The sequence below is a fragment of the uncultured Amnibacterium sp. genome (genome assembly GCF_964244015.1).
Taxonomy (GTDB): domain Bacteria; phylum Actinomycetota; class Actinomycetes; order Actinomycetales; family Microbacteriaceae; genus Amnibacterium.
This window is the reverse complement of sequence record NZ_CAXTHO010000002.1, coordinates 41,880-63,990: the sequence shown is the minus strand read 5'-3', so window position 1 is coordinate 63,990 and position 22,111 is coordinate 41,880. Positions and strand designations below refer to the sequence as shown.

At 72.0% G+C, this 22,111-nt stretch carries 18 protein-coding genes and 2 pseudogenes; 9 read left to right on the top strand and 11 right to left on the bottom strand.

What is annotated here, in order from left to right; genetic code table 11:
- Positions 1–530, top strand: a pseudogene (locus ACFE67_RS00695) (NAD(P)/FAD-dependent oxidoreductase); the annotation flags it as partial.
- A 198-nt stretch (positions 531–728) separates the two neighbouring features.
- On the opposite strand, the gene ACFE67_RS00690 reads toward ACFE67_RS00695, so the two are convergent.
- Both ACFE67_RS00690 and ACFE67_RS00685 read right to left on the bottom strand, forming a co-directional pair.
- Positions 729–950 (bottom strand): hypothetical protein, encoded by a 222-nt coding sequence (locus ACFE67_RS00690; RefSeq protein ID WP_375404947.1) that lies wholly within the window; start codon positions 948–950, stop codon positions 729–731.
- A gap of 86 nt (positions 951–1,036) precedes the next feature.
- Complete coding sequence (locus ACFE67_RS00685; protein ID WP_375404946.1) at positions 1,037–1,786, bottom strand: TylF/MycF/NovP-related O-methyltransferase; 750 nt, start codon at positions 1,784–1,786, stop codon at positions 1,037–1,039.
- 181 nt (positions 1,787–1,967) lie between these two features.
- Between ACFE67_RS00685 and ACFE67_RS00680 the strand changes: the two genes are divergently transcribed.
- The 3 genes from ACFE67_RS00680 (at position 1,968) to ACFE67_RS00670 (ending at position 4,789) form a co-directional block, all read left to right on the top strand.
- The gene (locus ACFE67_RS00680; RefSeq protein WP_375404945.1) at positions 1,968–2,198 is read left to right on the top strand and encodes a hypothetical protein; all 231 of its coding nucleotides are present in this window, start codon (positions 1,968–1,970) and stop codon (positions 2,196–2,198) included.
- 123 nt (positions 2,199–2,321) lie between these two features.
- Positions 2,322–4,190 (top strand): alpha/beta fold hydrolase, encoded by a 1,869-nt coding sequence (locus tag ACFE67_RS00675; protein ID WP_375404944.1) that lies wholly within the window; start codon positions 2,322–2,324, stop codon positions 4,188–4,190.
- On the top strand, positions 4,187–4,789 hold the full coding sequence (locus ACFE67_RS00670) for a hypothetical protein (RefSeq protein WP_375404943.1): 603 nt from the start codon (positions 4,187–4,189) through the stop codon (positions 4,787–4,789). Before ACFE67_RS00675 ends, ACFE67_RS00670 begins: the two co-directional genes overlap by 4 nt.
- Positions 4,790–4,873: 84 nt before the next feature.
- On the opposite strand, the gene ACFE67_RS00665 is transcribed toward ACFE67_RS00670, so the two are convergent.
- Positions 4,874–6,247, bottom strand: a complete 1,374-nt coding sequence (locus ACFE67_RS00665) for a JmjC domain-containing protein (RefSeq protein WP_375404942.1) — start codon at positions 6,245–6,247, stop codon at positions 4,874–4,876.
- Between the two features lie 257 nt (positions 6,248–6,504).
- Here ACFE67_RS00665 and ACFE67_RS00660 point away from each other — a divergent pair, with 257 nt between their 5' ends.
- The gene (locus ACFE67_RS00660) at positions 6,505–7,872 is read left to right on the top strand and encodes a BTAD domain-containing putative transcriptional regulator (RefSeq protein ID WP_375404941.1); all 1,368 of its coding nucleotides are present in this window, start codon (positions 6,505–6,507) and stop codon (positions 7,870–7,872) included.
- 215 nt (positions 7,873–8,087) lie between these two features.
- Positions 8,088–8,654: pseudogene (locus ACFE67_RS00655) on the top strand (BTAD domain-containing putative transcriptional regulator); the annotation flags it as partial.
- A 573-nt stretch (positions 8,655–9,227) separates the two neighbouring features.
- Here the strand turns inward: ACFE67_RS00655 and ACFE67_RS00650 are convergent.
- Entirely contained in the window at positions 9,228–11,567 is a 2,340-nt protein-coding gene (locus tag ACFE67_RS00650) for a peptidase domain-containing ABC transporter (RefSeq protein WP_375404940.1), read from the bottom strand.
- Positions 11,564–12,031 (bottom strand): hypothetical protein, encoded by a 468-nt coding sequence (locus ACFE67_RS00645; RefSeq protein ID WP_375404939.1) that lies wholly within the window; start codon positions 12,029–12,031, stop codon positions 11,564–11,566. Before ACFE67_RS00645 ends, ACFE67_RS00650 begins: the two co-directional genes overlap by 4 nt.
- A 106-nt stretch (positions 12,032–12,137) precedes the next feature.
- Between ACFE67_RS00645 and ACFE67_RS00640 the strand changes: the two genes are divergently transcribed.
- Complete coding sequence (locus ACFE67_RS00640; protein ID WP_375404938.1) at positions 12,138–12,452, top strand: hypothetical protein; 315 nt, start codon at positions 12,138–12,140, stop codon at positions 12,450–12,452.
- Positions 12,453–12,523: 71 nt separating this feature from the next.
- Here ACFE67_RS00640 and ACFE67_RS00635 read toward each other — a convergent pair whose 3' ends face one another.
- From ACFE67_RS00635 to ACFE67_RS00610, 6 genes are all read right to left on the bottom strand, one after another.
- A complete protein-coding gene (locus ACFE67_RS00635; RefSeq protein ID WP_375404937.1) occupies positions 12,524–13,045 on the bottom strand; it encodes a hypothetical protein in 522 nt (173 codons plus the stop codon).
- Positions 13,046–13,402: 357 nt separating this feature from the next.
- Complete coding sequence (locus ACFE67_RS00630) at positions 13,403–14,035, bottom strand: hypothetical protein (protein ID WP_375404936.1); 633 nt, start codon at positions 14,033–14,035, stop codon at positions 13,403–13,405.
- Entirely contained in the window at positions 14,032–15,294 is a 1,263-nt protein-coding gene (locus tag ACFE67_RS00625) for a hypothetical protein (protein ID WP_375404935.1), read from the bottom strand. The genes ACFE67_RS00630 and ACFE67_RS00625 overlap by 4 nt, the downstream gene beginning before the upstream one ends.
- On the bottom strand, positions 15,294–16,058 hold the full coding sequence (locus ACFE67_RS00620; RefSeq protein ID WP_375404934.1) for an ATP-binding cassette domain-containing protein: 765 nt from the start codon (positions 16,056–16,058) through the stop codon (positions 15,294–15,296). The genes ACFE67_RS00625 and ACFE67_RS00620 overlap by 1 nt, the downstream gene beginning before the upstream one ends.
- A 233-nt stretch (positions 16,059–16,291) precedes the next feature.
- A complete protein-coding gene (locus ACFE67_RS00615) occupies positions 16,292–17,701 on the bottom strand; it encodes a phytoene desaturase family protein (RefSeq protein WP_375404933.1) in 1,410 nt (469 codons plus the stop codon).
- A 34-nt stretch (positions 17,702–17,735) separates the two neighbouring features.
- A complete protein-coding gene (locus ACFE67_RS00610) occupies positions 17,736–18,614 on the bottom strand; it encodes a UbiA family prenyltransferase (protein WP_375404932.1) in 879 nt (292 codons plus the stop codon).
- A 205-nt stretch (positions 18,615–18,819) separates the two neighbouring features.
- Here ACFE67_RS00610 and ACFE67_RS00605 point away from each other — a divergent pair, with 205 nt between their 5' ends.
- Entirely contained in the window at positions 18,820–20,043 is a 1,224-nt protein-coding gene (locus ACFE67_RS00605; RefSeq protein ID WP_375404949.1) for a glycosyltransferase, read from the top strand.
- An 85-nt stretch (positions 20,044–20,128) separates the two neighbouring features.
- Positions 20,129–22,099 carry an acetate--CoA ligase gene (gene acs, locus ACFE67_RS00600; protein WP_375404931.1) on the top strand — a complete coding sequence of 657 codons (1,971 nt, stop codon included), beginning with the start codon at positions 20,129–20,131 and terminating at the stop codon, positions 22,097–22,099.
- The last annotated feature ends 12 nt before the right edge of the window (positions 22,100–22,111 follow it).

Sequence of the window (22,111 nt, the reverse complement as noted above, 5' to 3'; positions counted from 1 at the left end):
CGGTCGACCGCTACTTCCGCACCGAGGTTCCGCACATCCTCGCCGCGGGCGACACGAACGGGCGCGACATGCTCGTTCAGGCTGCGCAGTTCGAAGGCGAGGCGGCCGCGGAGAACGCGGTGCTCGGGGTGAACAGGAGGACGCCTCAGCACCTCCTGCCCGCCGGCGGCTTCACCGACCCGGACTACGCGGGGGTCGGGCTGACCGAGGTGGAGGCCCGCGACCGGGACATCGACTGCGTCGTCTCGATCGTCCGCTACGCCGACCTCGACCGCGCGGTGATCGATGGGCGCGAGCGCGGCTTCCTGAAGCTGATCGCGGACCGTCGGCGTGAGCTGATCCTCGGCGCGCACGCCACGGGCGAGAACGCGGTGGAGGTCATCCAGTCGGTGACGACCGCGATGGCCGCCGGCATCGACGTGTCCACGCTCGCGAACGTGCGCTTCGCGTACCCGACCTACAGCGCCGTCATCGGCATCGCCGCCCGCGAGCTGACCCGCTCGCCCGGCCTGCCGGCGACGTTGCGCTAGGGCCCCGTCCACTCCGAGCGGCGCGATCCACCGAGGTGCGGGGGAGCGTCAGGTCGTCGCCGCCCAGCGGGTGCGCGTAGTCGATGGGCGCACGGGCCAGCGCAACCCGTCCTGCCCCAGGCCGGCGAGCGCGGGCGACCCGGTCGCATGCGGGAGGCCGGTGCGGTTTCCCGACCGGCCTCCGTGTGCATGGTCGACTCAGTAGTTGATCTGGTTGTTCACCGGGTCGGCCGGGTCGGCCGCGTTGTCCTGCACCGGCTCGGCGCCGACGTTGTTGATGATGTTGAAGGTCGTCGCGACGGCCCCCGTGGCGGGCGTGCAGGTGAGGGTGGCGCGGCTGGGGGCGAAGGAGATCGTTGCGATCTCGATCGCTCCGGCGAGGTCGGGCATGCGGTTGATCCGGTCGAGCAGCACTGGCATGGTCGTTCTTCCTGTTGTGGCGGACGGCCCTGGTTGAGGACCGCGAACAGCGTCACGCTCCGCCGCTAACGGAGCGGACGCACCCGCTAATCGCGGTGCTGCGTCGGGGGCCGCCACGGTTCGCCGCTTCGCCGCCGCAGGGCGAGCGTCGGCTGACGCCCGAGGGCGAGCACGTCCCAGTCCGCGGCGTGCTGCGCGAGGAACTCGTTCGCCGCCAGCTCCTCCCCGGGAAAGTCGGGCCAGCCGTACTCGTCGAAGACGATCAGGCCACCGGGCGGGACCCGGTCCGCAACGGCGGCGAGCACGGCCGTCGTGGGGTCGTACAGGTCCAGATCGCAGTAGACGAGCGAGAAGACGGTGCTCGGTCGCTCGTGCAGCATCGCCGGCAGCGTGCGTCGCACATCCCCGGCATGCACGACCAGCTCCCGCTCCATACCGTGCAGCGCGATCGCCGCCCGCAGCTCGGCCTCGTCGCCGACATGGGTGCCGTTCCAGGCCGCCGCCGGACCGTCTTCGGGGGCGAACTCGGCCAGACCCTCGAAGGTGTCGAAGGCGTGCACCCGCTTGACACTGAGCGGCTCGAACAGGCGGATCAGGTTGGCCAGCGTGACGGCGTTCGCCCCGTTCCACGAGCCGAACTCGGCCAGATCGCCGGCGACGCCGCGGGTCGACCGGACGAGGTCCGCGACCGTCAGCAGCCGCTCGATCCAGTACTCGCCCAGGTAGAGCGGCGCGCGCACCGCCGTGTCGAGGATCTCGCGCGGCCCCCGCTCGTCGGAGTGCCGCCGCAGCCGGGCGAGGTACTCCGGGTCGAGGTCTGCGAAGCGAGCCGCCATCTGCCTGATCCTCCCGCGCCGCGCCCCTCGCGGGCCTTCCCCGAGTGTGGCATCGGGCCGACCCGCCGGAGCGCCCGAGCCGCGCGGACCGTTACGCGGTGTCCGGCAGGCGTTAGCCGCGGTCCCACACCGTGGGGGTGCCCGATCCCGGGTGCCACGACAACGTCAGAAGGAGAACTCGATGTCCACACTGCTCGACCGCATCAACGTCGCGTCGGAGCTGTCAGCCCCGATCATGTCCGCCAAGGCGAAGTTCGCCTCCGACGGTCCCCGTCTGCTGCTCACGTCGGCGACCGCGGTCAACGCCGCGATCCAGGCCGGCAAGAACATCATCAACAACGTGGGTGAGGCACCGGACCCGTCGCTGACGCCCGACCCGACCGACCCGGTCAACAACCAGATCAACTACTGACCCGCGGGCGGGCCCGCACCGTGCGCGACGCGGGTCCGCTCTTCCCGCGACAGACGCGGGATCCACTGGCAACGACGCGGTGACGGCGAGGCGCGCCGCGGGAGCGATGAGCTTGGAGGACGTGTGAACGAATCGATCGGGCTCGCGGTGCGCCTGACGACAGGGTCGTCCTGGACCCGCCCGAAGCGGGAGACGGCCCTGCGGTGGTGCGAGGGCCTGGCCGCCCTGACGCAGGTGGTGTCGAGCGGTGAGGCGGTCCTGGATCGCGCCAATCGGCGGCCCGGCGGCTTCAACGACTACATCACGATGGCCGGTGGCGAGTCGGTGCGGCCGAAGGCCCTGCGGAAGCTCGTCGACCTGGTCAGCAGACCCGTCGTCGCGGACGTGCTGCACGCGGCGCGGGTCGTCGCCGGAGTGGCGCTGCTCGTCCCGGTGCTGGACCGGCGCGGGCGCTTCGCGGCCGACGCGTTCCTCGCGACCACCCAGTTCCTGCTCTACCCCAACATGCACTACGGCACGGACGGCTCCGACCACGCGTCGTTCCTGGTGCAGAGCTCCTGCGCCGTCGCCCGGGCCACGCCGAGCACCCGCATGGCCGACGCCGCACTGTGGTACATCGCGGCGCAGGGTACGGCCAGCTACGGCGTCTCCGGGCTGGCGAAGGTGATCAGTCCGGTGTGGCGCAGCGGCGCGGCGCTCTCCGGGATCGTGCGCACCCGTGCGTACGGAGCACGCTGGGCATGGCGGCTGATCGAGGACCACCCGCGCACATCGAAGGTCGTGGGTGCCGCGGTCGTCGCGGCCGAGGCGCTGTTCCCGGCCGTGCTCGTCGGTCCGGTCCGCCGGCTCGCGTCCGGGTTCGTCGCCGCGATGATCGGGTTCCACATGGCGAACTCGGTGATCATGGGCCTGAACCGGTTCCTGCCCGCATTCGCCTCGCTGCACCCGGCCGTGCTCTACGTGACCGGGCCGACCGTGCGCCTGGACGCCGACGGTTCCGCCGAGCTGCGCGACGACCGGATGCTGCGCATACTGCTCGGCACGGGCGCGCTCATCCTGGCCGGATCGATCACGGACCGGCTGCTCCGCGCCCGCCGCGTGCAGCAGCCGACCCCCGACGAGCACACCCTGATCACGCGGCGGGGGACCACCCTCCGCTTCCGCCGGCACGGATCCGCGCGTGCCGGCGCGGGCGCACCGGTCGTCGTCTGCGAAGCGGGCCTCGGCTCCACGGGCGACCACTGGGCGTGGTTCGCCGACGCGCTGCCCGGCTGCCGCGTGGTCACCTATCACCGTGCCGGCTACGGCTCGAGCCGCCCGTCGGCCCGCACCACCGACCTGCGCGACACCGACCTGCTGGGTCGCGCGCAGGACGACCTGGCGGATCTCGTCGCGCAGGAGGCCGACGGCGCTCCCGTCGTGCTGGTCGGCCATTCCCTGGGCGGCCATCTGGCCGTGCGGTTCGCGGCGGAGCATCCCGACCTGGTCAGGGCGCTGGTGCTGCTGGACCCGACGACCCTGCCCGACGGCGAGGACGCGGCCGAGGCGGGCCCGGGCGACGCGCTGCGCAGTTGGAGTCGGTGGCTTCGCCTCGGGTTCGGGGGCCTGGTCGAACCGCCGCCGCCCCTGCTGCGGCTGCCCCGGGTCGCCGCCGCTCGCGTGGCCGACCAGTGGCGCGACGTGGGCCACTGGGACACGACCAGGCGCGAATGGGCCGCCGCCCAGCGGAGCATCGGAATCGTGCGGCCCGCCCCGGCGCTGCCGACCCTGGTGCTGACCGCGGAACGCTCCGCCGAGGACGATCCGACCCTGCTCGACCGGCACCTGGGGCTGGCGGCGTGGCCCGGCTCCGGCCACCGGATCATTCCGCGGAGCAACCATCAGAGCCTGCTGACCACGAGCACCACGGCGGCGACGGTCGCCGCGGACGTGCGGCAGTTCATCGACGGTCTGCCCGCACACACCGAGCAGCGGCAGGCGGTGGGAGCATGACCCGCCTCCCGATCCCGTCCCGCAGCGACGTGCAGCTGATCGAGCGCGCGCTCACCACGGTCGCCTCGGTCGGCATGGCCGGCTTCTTCTGGGCGGTGCTGGTCAGCAACGACCCGCACCGCGTGTTCACGCGGTTCCGCGCCGGGGCCGGCGCGTTCGGCCTGCTCGTCCCCGACTGGCGGTTCTTCGCGCCGAACCCATCCGATCACGACTACGAGCTCGTGTACCGGGTGCGCACCCGGTCGGGCGACACCACGCAGTGGGATCACGTGTTCCGATTCGCGGAACGGACCTGGGGGCACGCGCTGTTCTACGCACGGCGGCGCCGCGAGAAGGGCGTCTTCGACACCATCCAGTCGATGATCAGCTCGCTGCCCCACGCCCCGGTCGAGGCGTTGGTCTCGCGCGCGCCCTACCGGGTGCTCGAGTCGTTCGTCGCTCACGAGGTCCGGCGGCTGCATGCGGACGAGCTGCCGGAGGGCTTCCAGTTCGCGATCGTCCGCACCGCCGGGTACGACGAGCGGCCGGACCTCCACAGCCTGTTCGTCTCGACGTACATCCCGCTCACCGCCGCGCCCGCCCGCCCGCTGCAGCGCTGACCGGCACCACCTGCACGAAGCCGGAGCCCGGATCGTCATCGCGATCCGGGCTCCGGCGTTGCAGCGGGGCGGGTGCCCGCAGGATCAGACGGGCGTCACCGCGCCGACCGTCACCAGCCGCTCGACCAGCACGCGCGCCGTGTCGTCGTCCACCTCCCGCTCGAACTCGCCGACGGTGTGCTCGTCGCCGTCCAGCAGGCGCCGCAGGACGCCCTCGAACGCGGCGGGCGCCGTCAGGTGGCCGACGCTCGTCGTCACCGTGACGGGCTCCGACTCCGCGGCTCCCGTCGCCAGCACCACCCGGTCGTCCGCGATGCGCAGCGCCGTATCCGGACGAAGCGGCGTCATCAGCGCTCGCAGCCGTCCGGGTGCCCGGTCGGGGTCGCTGTGCTGGGAGTCCTCGATGATGCGGAGCGCGGTGCCCTCCACGTCCATCTGCTGCAGCGCCTCGACCACCAGGTCGCGGCTGACCGCCAACGACTCCGCGACGACGTCCCGGTGCTCCGCGAACCGCGGAGGGAGGATCTGGCGCAGCCGCGGGTCGTCGGCCAGCTCGTGCACCAGCTCCCCGAACCAGTCCGCCCAGGTCGTCGGGTCGTGCAGTCCGAACGTGATGTGCGCGGAGGGCGCGTCGTCCACCGCCCAGCCGTCGTGGATGAAGCCGCGGGGGATGTACAGGCAGTCGCCCGCCTCGAGCACGTAGTCGCCGACCACCCGGGTGCCCTGCGCCGTCGCCTTGGTGGACAGGTTCCTCGGCCACGGCTCCACCGGTTCCGCCACCGTCCAGCGCTTGGCGCCCGACACCTGCCGCACGAACACCGAGTGCATGTCCCAGTGCGCGCCTGCACCGCTCGCACCCATCGGCGTCAGGTACGCGTTGGTGTGCACCGGGTGGCCGAGCTGCGCGCCGAGATGGGCGGAGAACCGGTCGACCGACCGCCAGTACAGCCGCATGCCCTGCAGCACCAGCGTCGCTCCGGCGGCGACGAGCTGGTTCACCCGCACCGGATCGATCAGGCCCTCGACCGGCTTCGGGCCTTCGGGCTTCCCGTCGCGGACCACGCCCGGCCGCGGGCGATGGCGCACCGCACCCGGCGGGCGGTGATCGGGCCGCAGGTAGCGGTACTCCGGGATCGTCGATCCCGCGGAGATCAGCCGGAGCGCGGGCACGCGCAGGCCGCCGCCGGTCAGCAGCTCGTCGACATCGTCGACCGAGAAGACGTCGTCGAACGATCCCAGCCCGCGGGCGACGAACGGCTCGCGCTCCCAGAACGACGCCAGATCCGCGTCGCCGATGAGCCGGCTGAGCGGATCCCCGGTCAGCGCCCACTCCGCGGCGTCCCACGGCGCGGCGGTGCCGGGAGCCGCGGCGGTGCGATGGTCGAGTTCGCTGAGCGGCGCGAGCTCGACCGTGATCTCGGCGGGGTCCGCCGTGATCCGTGTCTGTTCACGATGCATCGTCATGTTTCCTCCGGGGGTCGGGGCGCTGACGCGCCTGGATGTCCCTCACACTCGCTGCGCCGCGCTAACGCTCGGCCCGAACCGGCTAACGCCCGCGGGCGTTCGCCGCGTGCGACTCCGCCCATTCACGAGCCCGTTACCCGTCGGCGCGCGACGGTTAGCGCAGCGGGGCTTGACTCGACCGCTCGGGAGCAGGCGGCAGGCGCGCAGCGCCGTATGCAGGCGACAGGCGGAGGAGGACGGCGACGAATTCGATGCGATGGGACGACGGCTCCCCCTCCGGAGGCGCTGCTTCGCCCTCGACGTGGATCGGCGTGCTCGGTCCGCTGGAGGTGCGCATCGCCGGGCGTCCGATCGAGCTGCGGTCGCAGCGATCGAGGGCGGCGCTGGCCCTGCTCGTCCTGCACCGGGACGATGTCGTGCCGCTGGAGCTGATCGCGCAGCGACTGTGGGGCCCCACCCCGCCGAGGACGGCGGTCGCGGCGATCCGGAACGTGGTGTCCGGCCTGCGGCGCGACATCGCTCCCTCGGAGCACGTCGTCCTCGACACCCTCGACGGCGGGTACCGGCTGCGGCTGCCGTCCGCGGACCTGGATCTGGACGCCTTCGATGCGGAGGTGGCGCACGCCCGGGTGCGTGCCGCCGCCGGGGACGGGGAGCGGGCCGTCGCGCACCTCGACGCCGCCCTGCGGCTCTGGCGGGGCCCCGCCCTGGCCGATCTCGCGTTCGCCGGGTTCGCCTGGCCCGAGATCGCCGACCTCGACCGCACGCGGCTCGCCGCGAACGAGCAGCGGCTGCTGCAGCAGCTCGCCGGCGGCGATCACGAGGCGGTGCTGCCGGAGGTCGAACGGCTGGTACTCGAGCATCCGGAGCGGGAGGACCTGCACCGTGCCCGGATCATCGCGCTGCACGGAGCCGGGCGGCGCCTGGATGCCACGAAGGCCTACCTGTGGGCGCGGGGTGTGCTCGGGGAGGCGACCGGGCACGCACCGAGCCGCCGGCTCGACGAGGCGCACCACGGACTGTTCCAGAACGAGCGGGCCGCGGTCCGGGATGCTCCGGAGGCGGCGGCCGGCACGGGATCGCTGGCCGGTACGGGATCGTCGGTCGGCGCGCAGCGGCAGGAGGGGAACGGGGAGCGGGATGCGGAGGCGTCGACGGAGGCCGTCCACGAGTTGCACTCCGTCGTCGTGCTCTGCGTCACCGGTACGGACGAGCGGGCGTGCCTGACCCGCACGGTCGAGGCGTTCGACGGGACCGTCGACGGCTGGCACGACGACGTCTTCGTCGCCTGCTTCGGGCTGCCGGAAACGACGCGATCCGCGCAATCCGGTGACCGCGCAGCGAACGCGGCCGCCGACCCGAGGTCGAGCACGATCGAGCGGGTCGCGACGTGCGCCATCGCCATCCAACGCGAGTGCACGACCGGCTCGGATGCGATCGACGCGCTCGAAACGGCTCCTCCGACGTGCGTCGTCGCGCACGGGACGGTGATCCGGGTCCTCGGCGCAGGCGGCCGATCGACGAGGTCGGAGGGCCGGCCGTGGATCGCCGGCGGCGTGCTGGACGACGCCGCACGCTGGGCCCGCGAGGCCCTGCCCGGCACGATCACCGTCCGCTGAGTGCCGGTCGAGACCTGTTCACCTACCCGTCGTCGGGCCCTTCTACGGTGCACCCGTCTGCGACTGAAGGAGTACCCGTGATCCGTGTCCGACTGCTCGGCGAGTTCGGAGTGACCAAGGACGGCCTCCAGATCGAACCGCCGATCGGCCTCGCCCGCGATGCGCTCGTCCTGCTGTCGATCCAGGCCTGCTCGCCCGTGAGCGGCCAGGTGCTGATGGACCGACTTCGGCTGGACGACGACGCGGGCAGGCGCAGGCTGGCGCAGGCGCTCGATCGGGTGCAGGGGATGCTCGGGTCGGACGCCGATCTGCTGACGCGAAGCGGCGACGGTGCCACGCAGACGCTGCAGCTGCCGACGGACGGCAGCGACCTGCTGCAGTCGCGCCGGCTGGCTCGCCTGGCCCGCGCCGAGGTGGACGACTGCGCCCGCGCAGCCGATCTGTGGGCCGAAGCGGCAGCGCCCTGGCGCGGACCGGTGCTCCGGGACATCCCGGCGAGCGCCCGCTGGCCCGAGCAGCGGGCGCTCGCCGCGGAGCAGGAGTCGATGCGCCGCAACGCCGCCGCCGCCCGGATCGCGGCCGGCCGGATCGAGGACGGCCTGGTCGACGAGCTGTGGGCGAGTGCGGTGGAACGACCCGACCGCGAGTACTGGCCGGCACTGCTGATGGACGCGCTGGTGGCGCGGGGACGGCTCGCCGAGGCCGCGTCGGTCTACCGGCACGCAGCGGCGAGGATCAACGAACTCGGCGGCATCGACCCGGGCCCGGAGCTCGTGCGGCGCCGGGATCGGATCGACGAGCTGCAGCAGCGTCGGCAGCCGACCGTCGGCACCTGCGAGGTGGCCGTGCTCGTCGTCACCCGCTTCGCGGACGGCGTCGAGGACGACGCGGGGCTCATCCGGTGCATCCGATCCGCCGGCGGTGTCGTGGTCTGGCGCCGGGAGCACGCCCTCATGGCGGTCTTCGACGGCGACCGCCCGCACGAGCAGGCCTTCGCGTGCTCGCTGCGACTGCGCGACCTGCCGTGCGCCACACCCGGCCGCTCCCCGCGGCGCACGGTCGCGGTCTCCTCGGGCGCCTCGGAGCGGTTCGTGCGGACCGCCGTCACCGAGCCGGGCGCCGCCGGCCTCGTCCTCTCCGGTCGCGCGCTGGCCGACGTGCGGCAGCACTTCCTCGCCGCACCGCAGGGGTCGATCGTCCTCGACGATCGCACCCGCGATCTCCTCCGCTGCGCGCACTCCTGCGGCGACTCCCTCGAGCTGTCCGCCGGCGGCCACGTCCTGATCGAGCCGGGCGAGTCGAAGGAGCAGCAGGAGCAGCCGGCGGCGGTGGCGCCGGCTGCTCCCGCCCCCGTGTCAGCTGCGGGAGCGGGAGCGGCTGCGCCGACCGGCCGCGACGGCGTCCGACCGGCCCGCATCCGACCTGTCCTCCGGGACCTCGGCGTCGCGCGCCTGGGTGCGGCCCGCTGGACCGGCGGCGAGCGCGTTCTCCGACCGGCCCACCGGGACCTCGGCCGCGTCCTCGCTCTGGTCGGTGGAGAGGGCGACGCTGCCGGTGGAGACGAGCTGCCGGTATACCCCGTCCTGCTCGAACAGCTCCTCGTGCGTCCCCTGCTGTACGACGTGTCCGCCGTCGAGGACGATGATGCGGTCCGCATCCTGCACCGTCGACAGGCGATGGGCGATGACGACGGTCGTGACGCGGGACGCGCGCAGCCCCGCGGTCACCGCGGCCTCGGTCAGGTTGTCTAGCGCGCTGGTCGCCTCGTCCAGCACCAGCAGCGCGGGCCGGGTGACCAGCGCGCGGGCGAGCGCCAGCCGCTGACGCTGTCCGCCGGACAGCGTGCTGCCGTGCTCGCCGACCATGGTGTGGATCCCGTCCGCCATCAGTGCCACGTCGTCCGACAGGCAGGCGGTGCGCAGCGCCTCCTCGACCTGGGCGTCCGACACCTCGTCGTCGTGGAACGTGACGTTCTCGCGGAGGCTGCCGTGGAAGACGATCGGCTCCTGCAGCACGACGCCGCACTGCCGGCGGAACGATCCGAGGTCGTGGTCGTGCAGGTCCAGGCCGTCCACGAGCACCCGCCCCGACTGCGGCGGGTGCAGGCCCAGCAGCACACCGCTCAGCGTCGACTTGCCCGAACCGGAGCCGCCGACGATCGCGATCTTGCTGCCCACGGGGATGTCGATGCTGATGTCGTCGAGCGCCCACGGCCCCGCATCGCCGTAGCGGAACGAGACCTTCTCCAACTGCACGGCGCCGAGCATCGGGGGCAGGGGCGGAGTGTGCTTCGCAGCCTGGTCCACGGGCTCCTCCAGCACGTCGGCCAGCCGCTGCACATGCCCCTGCACCGCCTGCAGCGCCTGCAGCGCGGCCACCAGCTGCGCCAGCGGCGACAGGAAGTTGTTCGCGAGGGCCAGCAGGGCCAGCGCCACGCCCAGCTGCAGCGCTCCGTCGAACACCTGCGTGACGGCGACGAGCAGCAGGATCGTGGACGCCGTCAGGGACACGGTGGTCGTGGTCGCGCCGATGGCGGCGGCGAAGCGCTGGCGGCGCATGCTCGCGTCCAGCTGCTCGTGCAGCAGGTACGCCCAACTGCTCAGCATCCCGCCCTCACGGCCCGAGGCCTTCAGGTAGGCGGCGCCTGCCGCGACCTCGACCGTGAACCCCTGGGTGGAGGCGACCTGTTCCAGCTCGAGCCGGCTCAGGCGCGCCAGCCGGGCCGCAGGGAGGACCAGCACCACCACCTCCACCGCCCCGAGCGCCAGGGCGCAGGCACCGAACACCGGACTGATCAGCAGCAGCGCGGCGGCGTAGATCACCACCTGCACGATGGACATCAGCCCCGTCACCGTCTGCTGGGTCAGCGCGGCCCGGACCATGGCGTTGGAGGAGAAGCGCTGCACCAGGTCGCCGGTCGGCCGCTCGCGGAAGAAGCGGTACGGCAGGGCGACCATGTGGGCGAAGAGGGCCGTCATCAGCCGGTTGTCCAGTCGGCCCGCCACGACCGCGAGCAGGCGGCCGCGCAGCAGTGCGCCGATGAACGTGGTGACGGTCAGCAGCCCCAGACCGATCGCGAGGGGGCCGATCACGCCCGGGATCCGCTTCGGCAGCACGTCGTCCACGAGCACCGCGGTGAGAATCGGGCCGGCCAGCCCGACGACCATGCTCAGCAGCGAGAGGGCGATCATGGCCACGAGCGCCGGCCAGAAGCCGTCGGTCTGCCGCACCTGCCGCAGCAGCAGCTGCCAGCCCTGGTCGGCGCCTCGCCGGTTCTCCGCGAAGAACTGCGGTCCGGGAGTGACCGTGATGGCGGTGATGCCGCCCTCCCTGGCGAGTTCGCCCGCATCGACCTTGCTGCGCCAGCCGCTCTGCGGGTCGAGCACGGAGAACCGCCCGAGCAGCCGGCTCTCGAGCAGCACGAACCGGTCGTTCTGATGCAGCAGCGCGGGGGAGGGGACGTCCGCCATGTCGCGCGCGCCGGCCTGCAGCGGGACCATCTCCAGCCCGAAGCTGCGCCCCACCTCCACCAGGGTCGTCTCGGAGGTCTGCGCCGCGCCGCCGCACCGCTCCTGCACGTCCGTCAGGCTCGTCGGTCGACCGAGTGCCATCAGCACGGTCGCCAGGCACGCCAGCCCGGTGTCGCGGGATTCCCTGACCAGCACCAGGTGCTTCGCCAGCGCGCCGCGCCTCACTGGGTCGCTCGCAGTCCGCGGCCCAGGAAGACCTCCGCGAGCGATCTCTGCCCCACCAGCACCGACGCGGCTCCCGTGGTGGTGGAGCGGGACACCCCCGGGGTGTCTGCGGGGACCGAACCGGATGCCAGCAGCGCGGACCCGGCGGGCGCCACCGTCGCGATGACCGCATCGATCGTGCCGGCGTCGCCGGCCAGCGTGATCTGCGCGTGACTGCCGGGCGAGACCCTGCCGACCCATCCGCTGCCGAGCCGGATCTCGAAGCAGCCGGCGCCGCCATCGGCACTCCGGCCGATGCAGGAGGAGGCGTCCCGGTGGATGCTCGCGGTGCCCGCCACGTAGGTCGGTACCGTCAGCAGGATCCCGACCGCTGCCGTGGCTCCGATGCAGGCCAGCAGCGACCAGAACAGCACCCAGGACCACCTGCTCTGCCGCGCGAACGGGGGCGGGGCAGGACGCGCCATGGGCGTTGCGGAAGACGACACCCGCAGAGCGTCCTCGACCGGCGCTAACCGGCGCGCCTCCGAACCTAACCACCCTTGTGCGTCCGGCCCTCGGCAGACTGTGGGGATGGACGTCCTCTCTCTCCTTGCGCTCGCCGCGCTCCCACTCGGTGTGCTCGTGGCCCTCGCTGGAGCCGTGATCGCGGTCGTCACAGGCGTCCGGCCATGGACGATCGTGTTGTCCGCCTTGGTAGGCCCGTTGCTCGGTGCGTGGTTCGTCACGACGTACCTGTCGGGCATCCGCGCTGATGAGACGGGGACCGGCGGGAGCGTCTACTCCGACATCGCCTGGCTGGTTGCTGCGGTCGTCGTCGGAGTCGCGGCGGCAGCAGTCGGGCTTCGAACACGGCGGCACCGGAGGACGCCTCGCGCCGCGCCATGAGCGGGAGACAGTCGGCGAGTGCTGCACGAGCGAACGCCTCGCGAGCAGGCCAGCGAGACTGTCGAGCAGCTCTAGTCGAACGAAGCGGCGTTGTCGTCGACCTGGCTCACGCGGACCTCTGTCGGCGGCTCGCCTCCCGTGAAGAGCGCTCGGAACTCGTCAGCGCCGAGGATCGCGTCCGCGACGACGTTCGGCTCAGCCCCGCCGTCGTAGTCGACGGTCAAGCGTCCGTCGCCATCGATACCCGTGCTGACGTTGCCGGTGTCCGGGACCTCGTGGACGAGGTCGAACACGGTCCGGGAAAGTCGGTCCCGGTCTCGGTCGCCGATCAGGTGCTCACCCCACTCGATGAGCAGGTCTCGCGGGTACTCACGGCGAAGCGTGTCGAGTAGGCGTTTCGGGGGACGGGTCGCGAAGCGGAGCTCGCTCGCCGCGTTCTCGCCGGCGTGGAACACGGCATCCGCGTAGCCGACCCGCGCGGTCTGTGCTGTCTGGATCGCCCGGTCGAAGGCGGGCTGCGCGCTGTAGTCGCGGATCGTCTGATCCGGATCGGCGTTCGTGTCCCGCGCAAGCGTCTGCAGGTCCTCTTTCATCGCCGGCTCGAGTGGCGCCAGCGGCGCCTCGCCGTGCAGAAGCAAGGACGATCGCTCAGGCAGTGCGCCGATGGTCACCGACCGGGTCGATGGCGAGTGAGGAGGCGGCGAACCGGTCGACGCCGTTGCGGTCGACAGTCGAGCAGGCGGAGCCGCTGACCGTGCGGCGCAGGCGGTGAAGGCGATCACGAAACCGATCGCGATCGCGATGGCGATGCCGGACCGGGCGTGCCGCACCGCGGAACGATCTCACGCCGCAGTCGCCGCTCGGGTGAACGGCGGTCGACGGATGAGCCACCAGTGGCACGGGTGTCTCGCGAGCAGGGTTCGGACAGGGGAGTGGTTCGGTCTGCAGCCTCAATTCCCGCGACCGGGAAGGCGGGTCCGCGTAGTGGCGAGCGCGGTGCCGAGGATGAACACCGCGACGGCCACCACGAGGGGGAACACCGCGTCGTCCGGTTGGGCGGTCAGCCGGAGCAACCCTGTGGGGTCGGGCTGCGAGGGACGAAGCGCTGCTGCGGGGAGGATCGCCCAGGCGAGAGGGAGCAACCACCCCAGGGTCGGCCCGATCAGGGCGGCGGTCGTCAGGGCGAGGCCGGTGTAGGCGAGGAGGTCGCGGCTGAGCGCGATCGGCCCGAGGGGGGCGATGCCGTTCAGGAGCACCCCGGCCGGCGGCTGGATGAACAGCGCGGCGACCCCGACCACTGCGGATGCGATCGCGGTGAGGCCGAGGATGTGCAGGAGCCGCCATGGTCCGAGTGCCCGCGCGGCCTGGAGCTCCTGGCGGTGGAGAGCCGGCGCGAGTGCCCCCTGGATCGTGAGGGCGGCGATGAGGGGGACCTGAGAAGCGGCGGCGACGCGGTAGCCGCGGTCCGGGTTCAGCGTGTAGCTCAGCGGGCCGCAGGCGACGATGAGCAGCCCGGTAGCGAGGATCAGGGCCAGGCAGAGCGGCCAGCGTCGGGTACGACCGAACAGCAGGAGCCCGTTCACGGCAGGTCGCTGAGGCGCAGGGTGCAGGTGGAGTACTGGCCGTAGTGGGCACGGAACCAGGCGTTGCCTTGAGCGGCCGTCATCGCTTGCAGTGCTCGAAAGCGGTCGATCCCTTCCGGCGTCCCGAACCAGGTCCGGTAGTCGGACAGCCAAGCGTCGACGAACACCTGTGCGTCGTTGCCCACGAACGCCCCGCTGGTCTCACAGGCCGGCGACGCGCCGTACTCCCGCACATACCGGCTGACCGCCGACGCGATGTCCTGCTTGCCGGCGAAGGAGTCGACGTAGACGTTGCGGAAGCCCGCCCGAGGTGCGGGTCCGCCTTCGATGCCGTGTTGGAGGTGAACGGCGACCAGAGGTGTGCCCGCCGCGCGGGCGTTCATCGTCGTGACCTGGCGGACCAGCGGTCTCAGGGCGGCCGCGTAGCCGCGGTTGAGGCAGATCCGGACGGTGCCGCTGGAGCAGACGTCATCGTGCGGATCGAACGAGTCGAGGTACTGCCCGTTTCTCGACAGCGAGGCGGCCACACCGGACACGACCAGCACACCGGCGATGGCGCTCAGTGCCACGAGTCGCCCCCTCGATGAGGAGCGCCACCCACGTCCGATCAGGAGCAGCGCCAGGAGGGAGGCGCCGACCACGAATGCGGCCATGCCGAGGAAGGTCGAGAGCACGGGGGTCACGAAGACGAAGTCCTGCACCACCATCACCGGGTAGAGCGCCCGGATGCCGTCGGGCAGCGGCAGCACGCGAACGACGAGGTAGCCGCCGAAGAAGAGCATCGCGCCGGCCGGTGCCGCCCACCAGCGGCCGGCGCCGAGTGATCCGATGGTCCAGCCGAAGGCGACCGCGCCCAGGAGCGCGCAGCCGAGTGCGACCAGCCACACAGCGGAAGGCGCACCATACGTGGTGGTGGCCACGGCGTAGACGCCGAGGATCACGAGTGCGGCGAGGTAGCCGGCAAGGATCGGGGCTGCTGCCGCAGAGGCGTGCAACAGACGCGTCAGCGCGGGAGTCCGCGCCGCGCCACGTCGGTGCACTCGCGCCAGGGCGGCCCAGCGGCCGGCTTCCAGTGCAGAGAAGCCTGCCGCGATGACGCCGGTGTACAGCGACGCGGTGCCGAGCCCGGAGACGCGGTCCGCCCACAGATTCACCCCCGACGTCGCCGAACCGACCGCCAGCCACACCTCGAGCGCCGCGACCAGCGCACCGGCCCACGCCGTCGTGGAACGGCGCACGAGCTGCCACCAGACACGCATCAGCCCTGGCCGCCTCGTACGGCCGCACCGATCACGGCGAGGTACCCGGCCTCGATCGCCGACGCGGACGCGTCCCCTGGGCCGGCTCGCTCGGTGAGCTGATCGACCGTCCCGTCGAAGACGACCCTGCCGGCATCGACGACCACGACGCGGTCTGCCAGCACAGCGACGTCGTCGGTCAGGTGGGTGCTGATCACGATCGCCCGATCCGTGCTCCGGCTGCGGATGAAGTCGCGGAACATCGCCCGCTGGGCGGGATCAAGCCCGACGGTCGGCTCGTCCAAGAGCACGACCTCCGGATTGTTCACGAACGTCTCTGCCAGTCCGACGCGCTGCCGCATCCCGCCCGAGAGGCGCCTCACCCTCACATCCTGCTGCGCGGTCAGGTCCACCCATGCCAACGCAGACACCGCCGCCGCTCGCGCCTGCGATGAGGTCAGCCCCTTCAACCAGCCCATGTACTCGACGGTCTCCAACGCGGTGAAGCCCGAGTAGAAAGCCCACGCCTGCGGCATGTGGCCGACCTTCGACAGGAACTCCCGCAGCGGGACCGTGCTCGGCACCGCCTGGCCCCTGAACAGCACTCGGCCTTGCGCGGCGCGCTCCGGTGCCAGGAGTCCCTCGATCAAGGTCGTCTTGCCAGCACCGTTCGGCCCGAGCAGCGCCGTGACCCCGACATCGAATGACAGGTGCAGATCCTCGTAGATGCGGCGCCGCCCCCGATGAAGCGACAGCGACTCCGCAGTCAGCACCGGCCCATCCATGCGTGACATCCAACTCGAACCCGATCGGCTGCGCGTACGCGGTCGACAGGTGCGCTCCGCCGCGAAGAGTTCAGGGAACGCCGGCGGTCGGCTCGACCGTTCGGCACCGCCGGCGTCACCCCGGTCGCGCTTCATCTCGTCGGTCAAGCGGGCGCGGGACACCCATTCACGCGAACCTGGTCGACATCAGAACATGACGTCCGCCCGCCAACACGATCCATCCCTGTCGCGGCTCAGGCCGGGTGTTGCGCGAGCAGGCGTGCGACGGCGATCATCGCCCCTCCGAGCACTGCGGGGATGCCGCCGCCCGGATGCACGGACGCGCCCACCCGCCAGAGCCAGGGCTTCCGAGGATCGGTGTACGCCGGTCGGTGGAACGGCCCGCTCATCCACGGTGGTCGTGCCGCGCCGTAGAGGGCGCCGTGCGGTTCGCCGAACGAGGCGTAGTACTGCGGATCCAGCACGATGGTCTCGACGAGGCCGTCGGTGAGGGGAGCAGCGAGGCCCATCGTGCTCGAGATGCGCTCGATCTCGCGGCGGACGAACGGGTGCTCCAGCGTGTACTGCTCGCCGTTCGCCGGGCCGGTCAGGAGGACGCCCAGGGTGCTCCGGGTGTTCGGGTAGACCTCGCCCGCGCGATAGTGGTTTACGAACGCCATCGTGTCGGCCGGTTCGTCCCCTGCCGCGAGGCTGCGGTGCAGCGCCGCGGGCCTGGTGGGGAGGACGACGCTGTGCGCTGCGATGTGCGCGGGGAGCTCCTCACGCAGCACGCCGTAGACCGCGATCGCGGAGCAGGAGAGCGTGCGGGATCTGCGGGAGCCGGACCGACCGAGCAGCGCCCCCAGACGGTCGGCGTCCAGGGAGCTGATCACCAGGTCGGCCGGGTGGACGGCGAGGGTCGTCGTCACGCGCCCGCGCTCGATGCGCGTCACCGTCTCCCCGGTGCGCAGCTCGACCCCCGCGGCTTCCGCCAGTCGCTGCAGGGCGAGCACGATCTCGAAGACGCCCCCGCGCGGCACCCAGGCGCCGGTCTCGGCCATGATCGCCGGCATGCTCGCGTAGAGCGCCGGAGTGCGCGCCGGTGCGACTCCGGCGTTCAGCGTGTGGATCGCGATGATCTCGCGGAGTCCGTCCGGCAGCCAGGGCAGGCCGTCGAGGTAGGCGCGGGTGGTCAGCCGGGTGCCGTACACGCTGAGCAGTCGACGGACGGCGGGCAGGGCGCTCCGGGCCAGCGGATCGGCGAGCAGCAGTGCGGTGACGTCGTCGGCGAGCGGTGCGTGGAGGTCGCTGAACCGCTGCCAGGCCGGATACCAGGGGTGGTCCGCCGGCACCGGGAGCGAGACGATCTCGCCGTCGGAGTAGTAGCGCCCGACCTCGGGCAGTCGCATCAGGTCGAGCCCGCCCACCTCCGCGATCGGGCGCCGTCCCTCATCCAGCCGACGCAGCAGCTCGTCCCACACCGCCGGGAACGTGACGAGCGACGGACCGGTATCGATCCGTTCACCGTCGAGCTCCACCCGACGGCTCTTGCCGCCCATGGTCGGTGCCGACTCGAGCAGGGTGACCCGGTGGCCTGCCTGCGCGAGCAGTGCGGACGCCGCGAGTCCCGCCAGGCCGCCACCGACGACCACGATCCGGCTCATGAGAGCACTCCCCGCGTCGCGGGCGGCCGGCCCGTCATGGGTACATCCCGGTGATGATGCCGAAGACCAGGGGAGCGCTCGCCACCGAGCCCGCGATGTAGGGGAACGCGACCGACAGCGGGTAGAGGCGATGACCGGTCGCGGGGGTCGGCCGATGCAACAGCCGCCCGATCAGGGTCCCGGTGATCGCGATGTTCACGACGGCGACGGGCACGCTGACGACAGCGAAGAGCGCCGTCGACACCAGCCACCAGGCGCCGCTCCAGACGGCCGTCCCGCGCGGTCCGAGGCGGACCGCCGTCGTCTCGATGCCGGCCTCGCGATCCTCCTCGATGTCCTGGACCGCGTCGAAGGCGTGTTTGGCGACGCTCCAGGCGAGCAGCCCGGCCACCGCCGGCCACAGCGGCTCGGCACCGAGTGCGACAGGCACGATCAGGAGGGGGAGCGCGTAGGCGGCGTTGCTCAGGGAGTCCAGGAAGGGGCGGGTCTTGAAGCGCAGCGGCGGCGCGGAGTAGAACACGAACACGCCCGCGTAGAGCAGGATCGCGGCGACCGCGAGGGGCGGGAGCGCGACGATGAAGTACACGAGGAAGGGGAGGTTCGACACGGCGACCGCCCACCCGATCAGCCGCACCTCCCGCGGCTCGATGCGCGCCCCCTCGATGGAACCCTTCCGCGGGTTCAGGGCGTCCGTGTCCTGGTCGTAGATGTCGTTGACGCCGTAGATCAGCAGGTTGAACGGCAGCGTCAGCCACAGGATGATCGGCAGCGCCTGCAGGTCGAACAGCCGGCCGGTCAGCCAGATGCCCACCATGCCGGTCCCGACCGTGTTGATCCAGAGCACAGGGCGAGAGATGTGGACCAACCGGGCGAGGATCGCCCGCGGTGCGGAAGGCGAGGGCGAGGGCGTCAACCCGGTTCGCTCGGCGACCGGGGCTCCGACAGCGCGAACGCCCGGGGCGATGGGCTGCGATCGGCCATGGTCGTACTCCTCGAGCGTTCGGTCGGCGACACCTGCTGACGACATCCTCCCGGCGTCGGTCCTCCGTCTGCTGTGCGCGACCCGTCGTCAGCTGCGAGCGTCGCTCGAAACCGGGCCGCAGACTGCCGTGGTGCGGATGATGCTGCTGACGGCGGGTACCCGCGGCGACGTCGAGCCGTTCCTCGCCCTCGCTCGTCGGGCGGCTGCCGAGGGACACGAGGTGCGCCTCGGCGTGCCGGACGATTCCGGAGCCGACCTGTCCGGAATCGATGCCGTCAGTCTGAACGTGCTGTTCCGGGGCCTCATCCCGGACCTGACGATCGCACCGTGGTCGCTGGTCCAGCACGCGTTCACCGAGGTGCGTCCGGCCATGAGCCGCATGTTCGCGGCGAGCGTGCGCGAGACGGTGGCCTTCGCGCCCGACGTGGTGGTGCACCATCCGCTCGTCCTCAGCGCCCCGCTCGCCGCCGACGGCCTGGCGATACCGCGGGTGCTCGTCGAGTTCTCGCCGGTCGCCACCCCCAGTGCGCAGTTCCCCGCATCCGGCGGCCCGACCGCCACCCGCGACCTCGGTCGCTACAACCGGTCGACCTATGCGGTGCCCAGAGCCGCCGCGCGACTGTTCCGATCGGAGGTCGGGCGCGCTGCTGCTCTGCTGCCCGGCGGACTCGCGCCGACCGTGCGGACCCCATCCCGAGCGACCTTGATGGCCGTCAGCCCGCAGCTGCTGCCTCGACCGTCGGACTGGTCGAGTCGGGTGCACCTCACCGGAGCGTGGTTCGAGGAGTCGACGGGCACAGCCGCCGAGCCCGCCGTCGCCGACTTCCTGCGGGGCGGGCGCTACCTCGTCGCGTCGTTCGGCTCGATGGTCGCCGGAGACGCGGGTCACCGCTCCCGGATCGTCGTCGCGGCGGCGCGCGCGCACGGGCTGCGAGCACTGCTCCTCACCGGATGGGGCGGGCTCGAGCTCTCGCCGGAGCTTTGTGCGCCCGACGTGCTCGCTGTGCGTTCGGCGGCGCTGGAACCGGTGCTCCGCGGGGCGTCCGTCGTCCTCCACCACGGTGGTGCGGGTACGGCCCATGCCGTCGCGCGTGCGGGCGTGCCCTCCGTGGTCGTGCCCTTCACTGCGGATCAGCCGTTCTGGGGCGCGCGGATGCACCGACTGGGCGTCGCGGCCGAGCCGGTTCCCGCTCGGCGGTTGACCGTCGACACCCTGGTACCCGCGATCACCGACGCGCTCGGGCGACGGGCGCGCGCACTCGAGGTCGAACGGGCCATGCGCACGGAGGACGGGGTGCGGCGTGCCGTCGACGTGATCGGCGGAACGATGCGGGATCACCCGACGTGCAGGGCTACCTGACGACGCATCGATTGAGCGTCGCCACCCTCGCGCAAGTAACGTTGCCGGAGGGCGTCGTCGACGCTGCCCGGAAGGATGCCGCTTCGTGACCGACACCGTGACCTCCGCATTGGACAACCTCGCCACCGAGGACCGCAGATTTCCACCGAGCGAGGAGTTCGCGGCCCAGGCGAACGTCTCCTCCGCGATCTACGCCGAGGCGGACGCGGATCGCGTCGCGTTCTGGGGCGAGAAAGCGAGCCGCCTCACCTGGGCGGAGCCGTTCACGCAGGTGCTCGACTGGTCGGATGCGCCGTTCGCGAAGTGGTTCGTCGGCGGCAAGCTGAACGTCGCGGTGAACTGCCTCGACCGGCACGTGGCCGCAGGGCTCGGCGATCGCGTCGCCTACTACTTCGAGGGCGAGCCCGACGGCGAGCGGAGCGTCATCACCTACCGCGAGCTCACCGAGCGGGTCTGCCAGGCCGCGAACGTGCTCGAGGGCCTCGGGGTGCAGCCGGGAGACCGCATCGCGATCTACATGCCGATGGTGCCCGAGACCGTCATCGCGATGCTCGCGTGCGCCCGCATCGGCGCCCCGCACACCGTGGTCTTCGGGGGGTTCTCGGCCGACGCGCTCGCGACCCGCATCCTCGACTGCGATGCGCGGATCGTGCTGACCGCCGACGGCGGCTTCCGCAAGGGCGCGACCGTGCCGCTGAAGTCGGTCGTCGACGAGGCGCTCGAGCAGTGCCCCGCCGTGCGGAACACCATCGTGGTCGAGCGCACCCGCGAGGGCGTGGCGATGCAGGAGGGCCGCGACCTCTGGTGGCATGACACCGTCGAGGTCGCCCCCCGCACGCACGAGGCGCAGGCGTTCGACGCCGAACACCCGCTGTACGTGATGTACACCTCCGGCACCACGGGCAAGCCGAAGGGGATCCTGCACACCTCTGCCGGCTACCTGCTCGGCGCCTCCTGGACCCAGTGGGAGGTCTTCGACCTGAAGCCGGAGACCGACGTCTACTGGACCGCCGCGGACATCGGGTGGGTGACCGGCCACAGCTACGTCGTCTACGGCCCCCTCGCGAACGCCACGACCTCCGTCATCTACGAGGGCGCACCCGACGCCCCGCACCGCGGCCGCTGGTGGGAGATCGTGGAGCGCTACGGCGTCTCGATCCTGTACTGCGCGCCGACCGCGATCCGCACCTTCATGAAGTGGGGCGCGGACATCCCCGGCACGTACGACCTGTCGTCCCTGCGGCTGATCGGCAGCGTGGGGGAGCCCATCAACCCGGAGGCGTACGTCTGGTACCGCGAGCACATCGGCGGCGGTCGTACCCCGGTGGTCGACACGTGGTGGCAGACCGAGACCGGCTCGCTGATGATCAGCCCGCTGCCCGGCGTCACGGCCGGCAAGCCCGGCGCGGCGATGCGGGCGCTGCCGGGAATCGGTGCGGACGTCGTGGACGACGCGGGGAACTCCGTACCCGACGGAGCGGGTGGCTACCTCGTGCTCACCGAGCCGTGGCCCTCCATGCTCCGCACGATCTGGGGCGACGACGAGCGCTACAAGGAGACCTACTGGTCCCGGTTCCCCGGCAGGTACTTCGCCGGCGACGGCGCGAAGAAGGATGCGGACGGCGACCTGTGGCTGCTGGGCCGTGTCGACGACGTGATGAACGTGGCCGGGCACCGGCTCTCCACCACCGAGATCGAGTCCGCGCTCGTCGCCAACCCGAAGGTCGCCGAAGCCGCCGTCGTGGGCGCCGCCGATGAGACGACCGGTCAGGCGGTCGTCGCGTTCGTGATCCTGCGCGGGGAGGCCGGTGACGGCGGCCCGGAGGTGGCGAAGGAGCTGCGCGACTGGGTCGCGAAGCAGATCGGCAAGATCGCCCGCCCGCGCCAGATCCTGGTCGTCGCCGAGCTGCCGAAGACGCGCTCCGGCAAGATCATGCGCCGCCTGCTGCGCGACGTCGCCGAGAATCGCGCCACCGGTGACGTGACGACGCTCGCCGACACGACGGTGATGGACACGATCCGCGCTGGCCTCTCGACCGCCCCCACGGAGGACTGACGCACCCTCCGT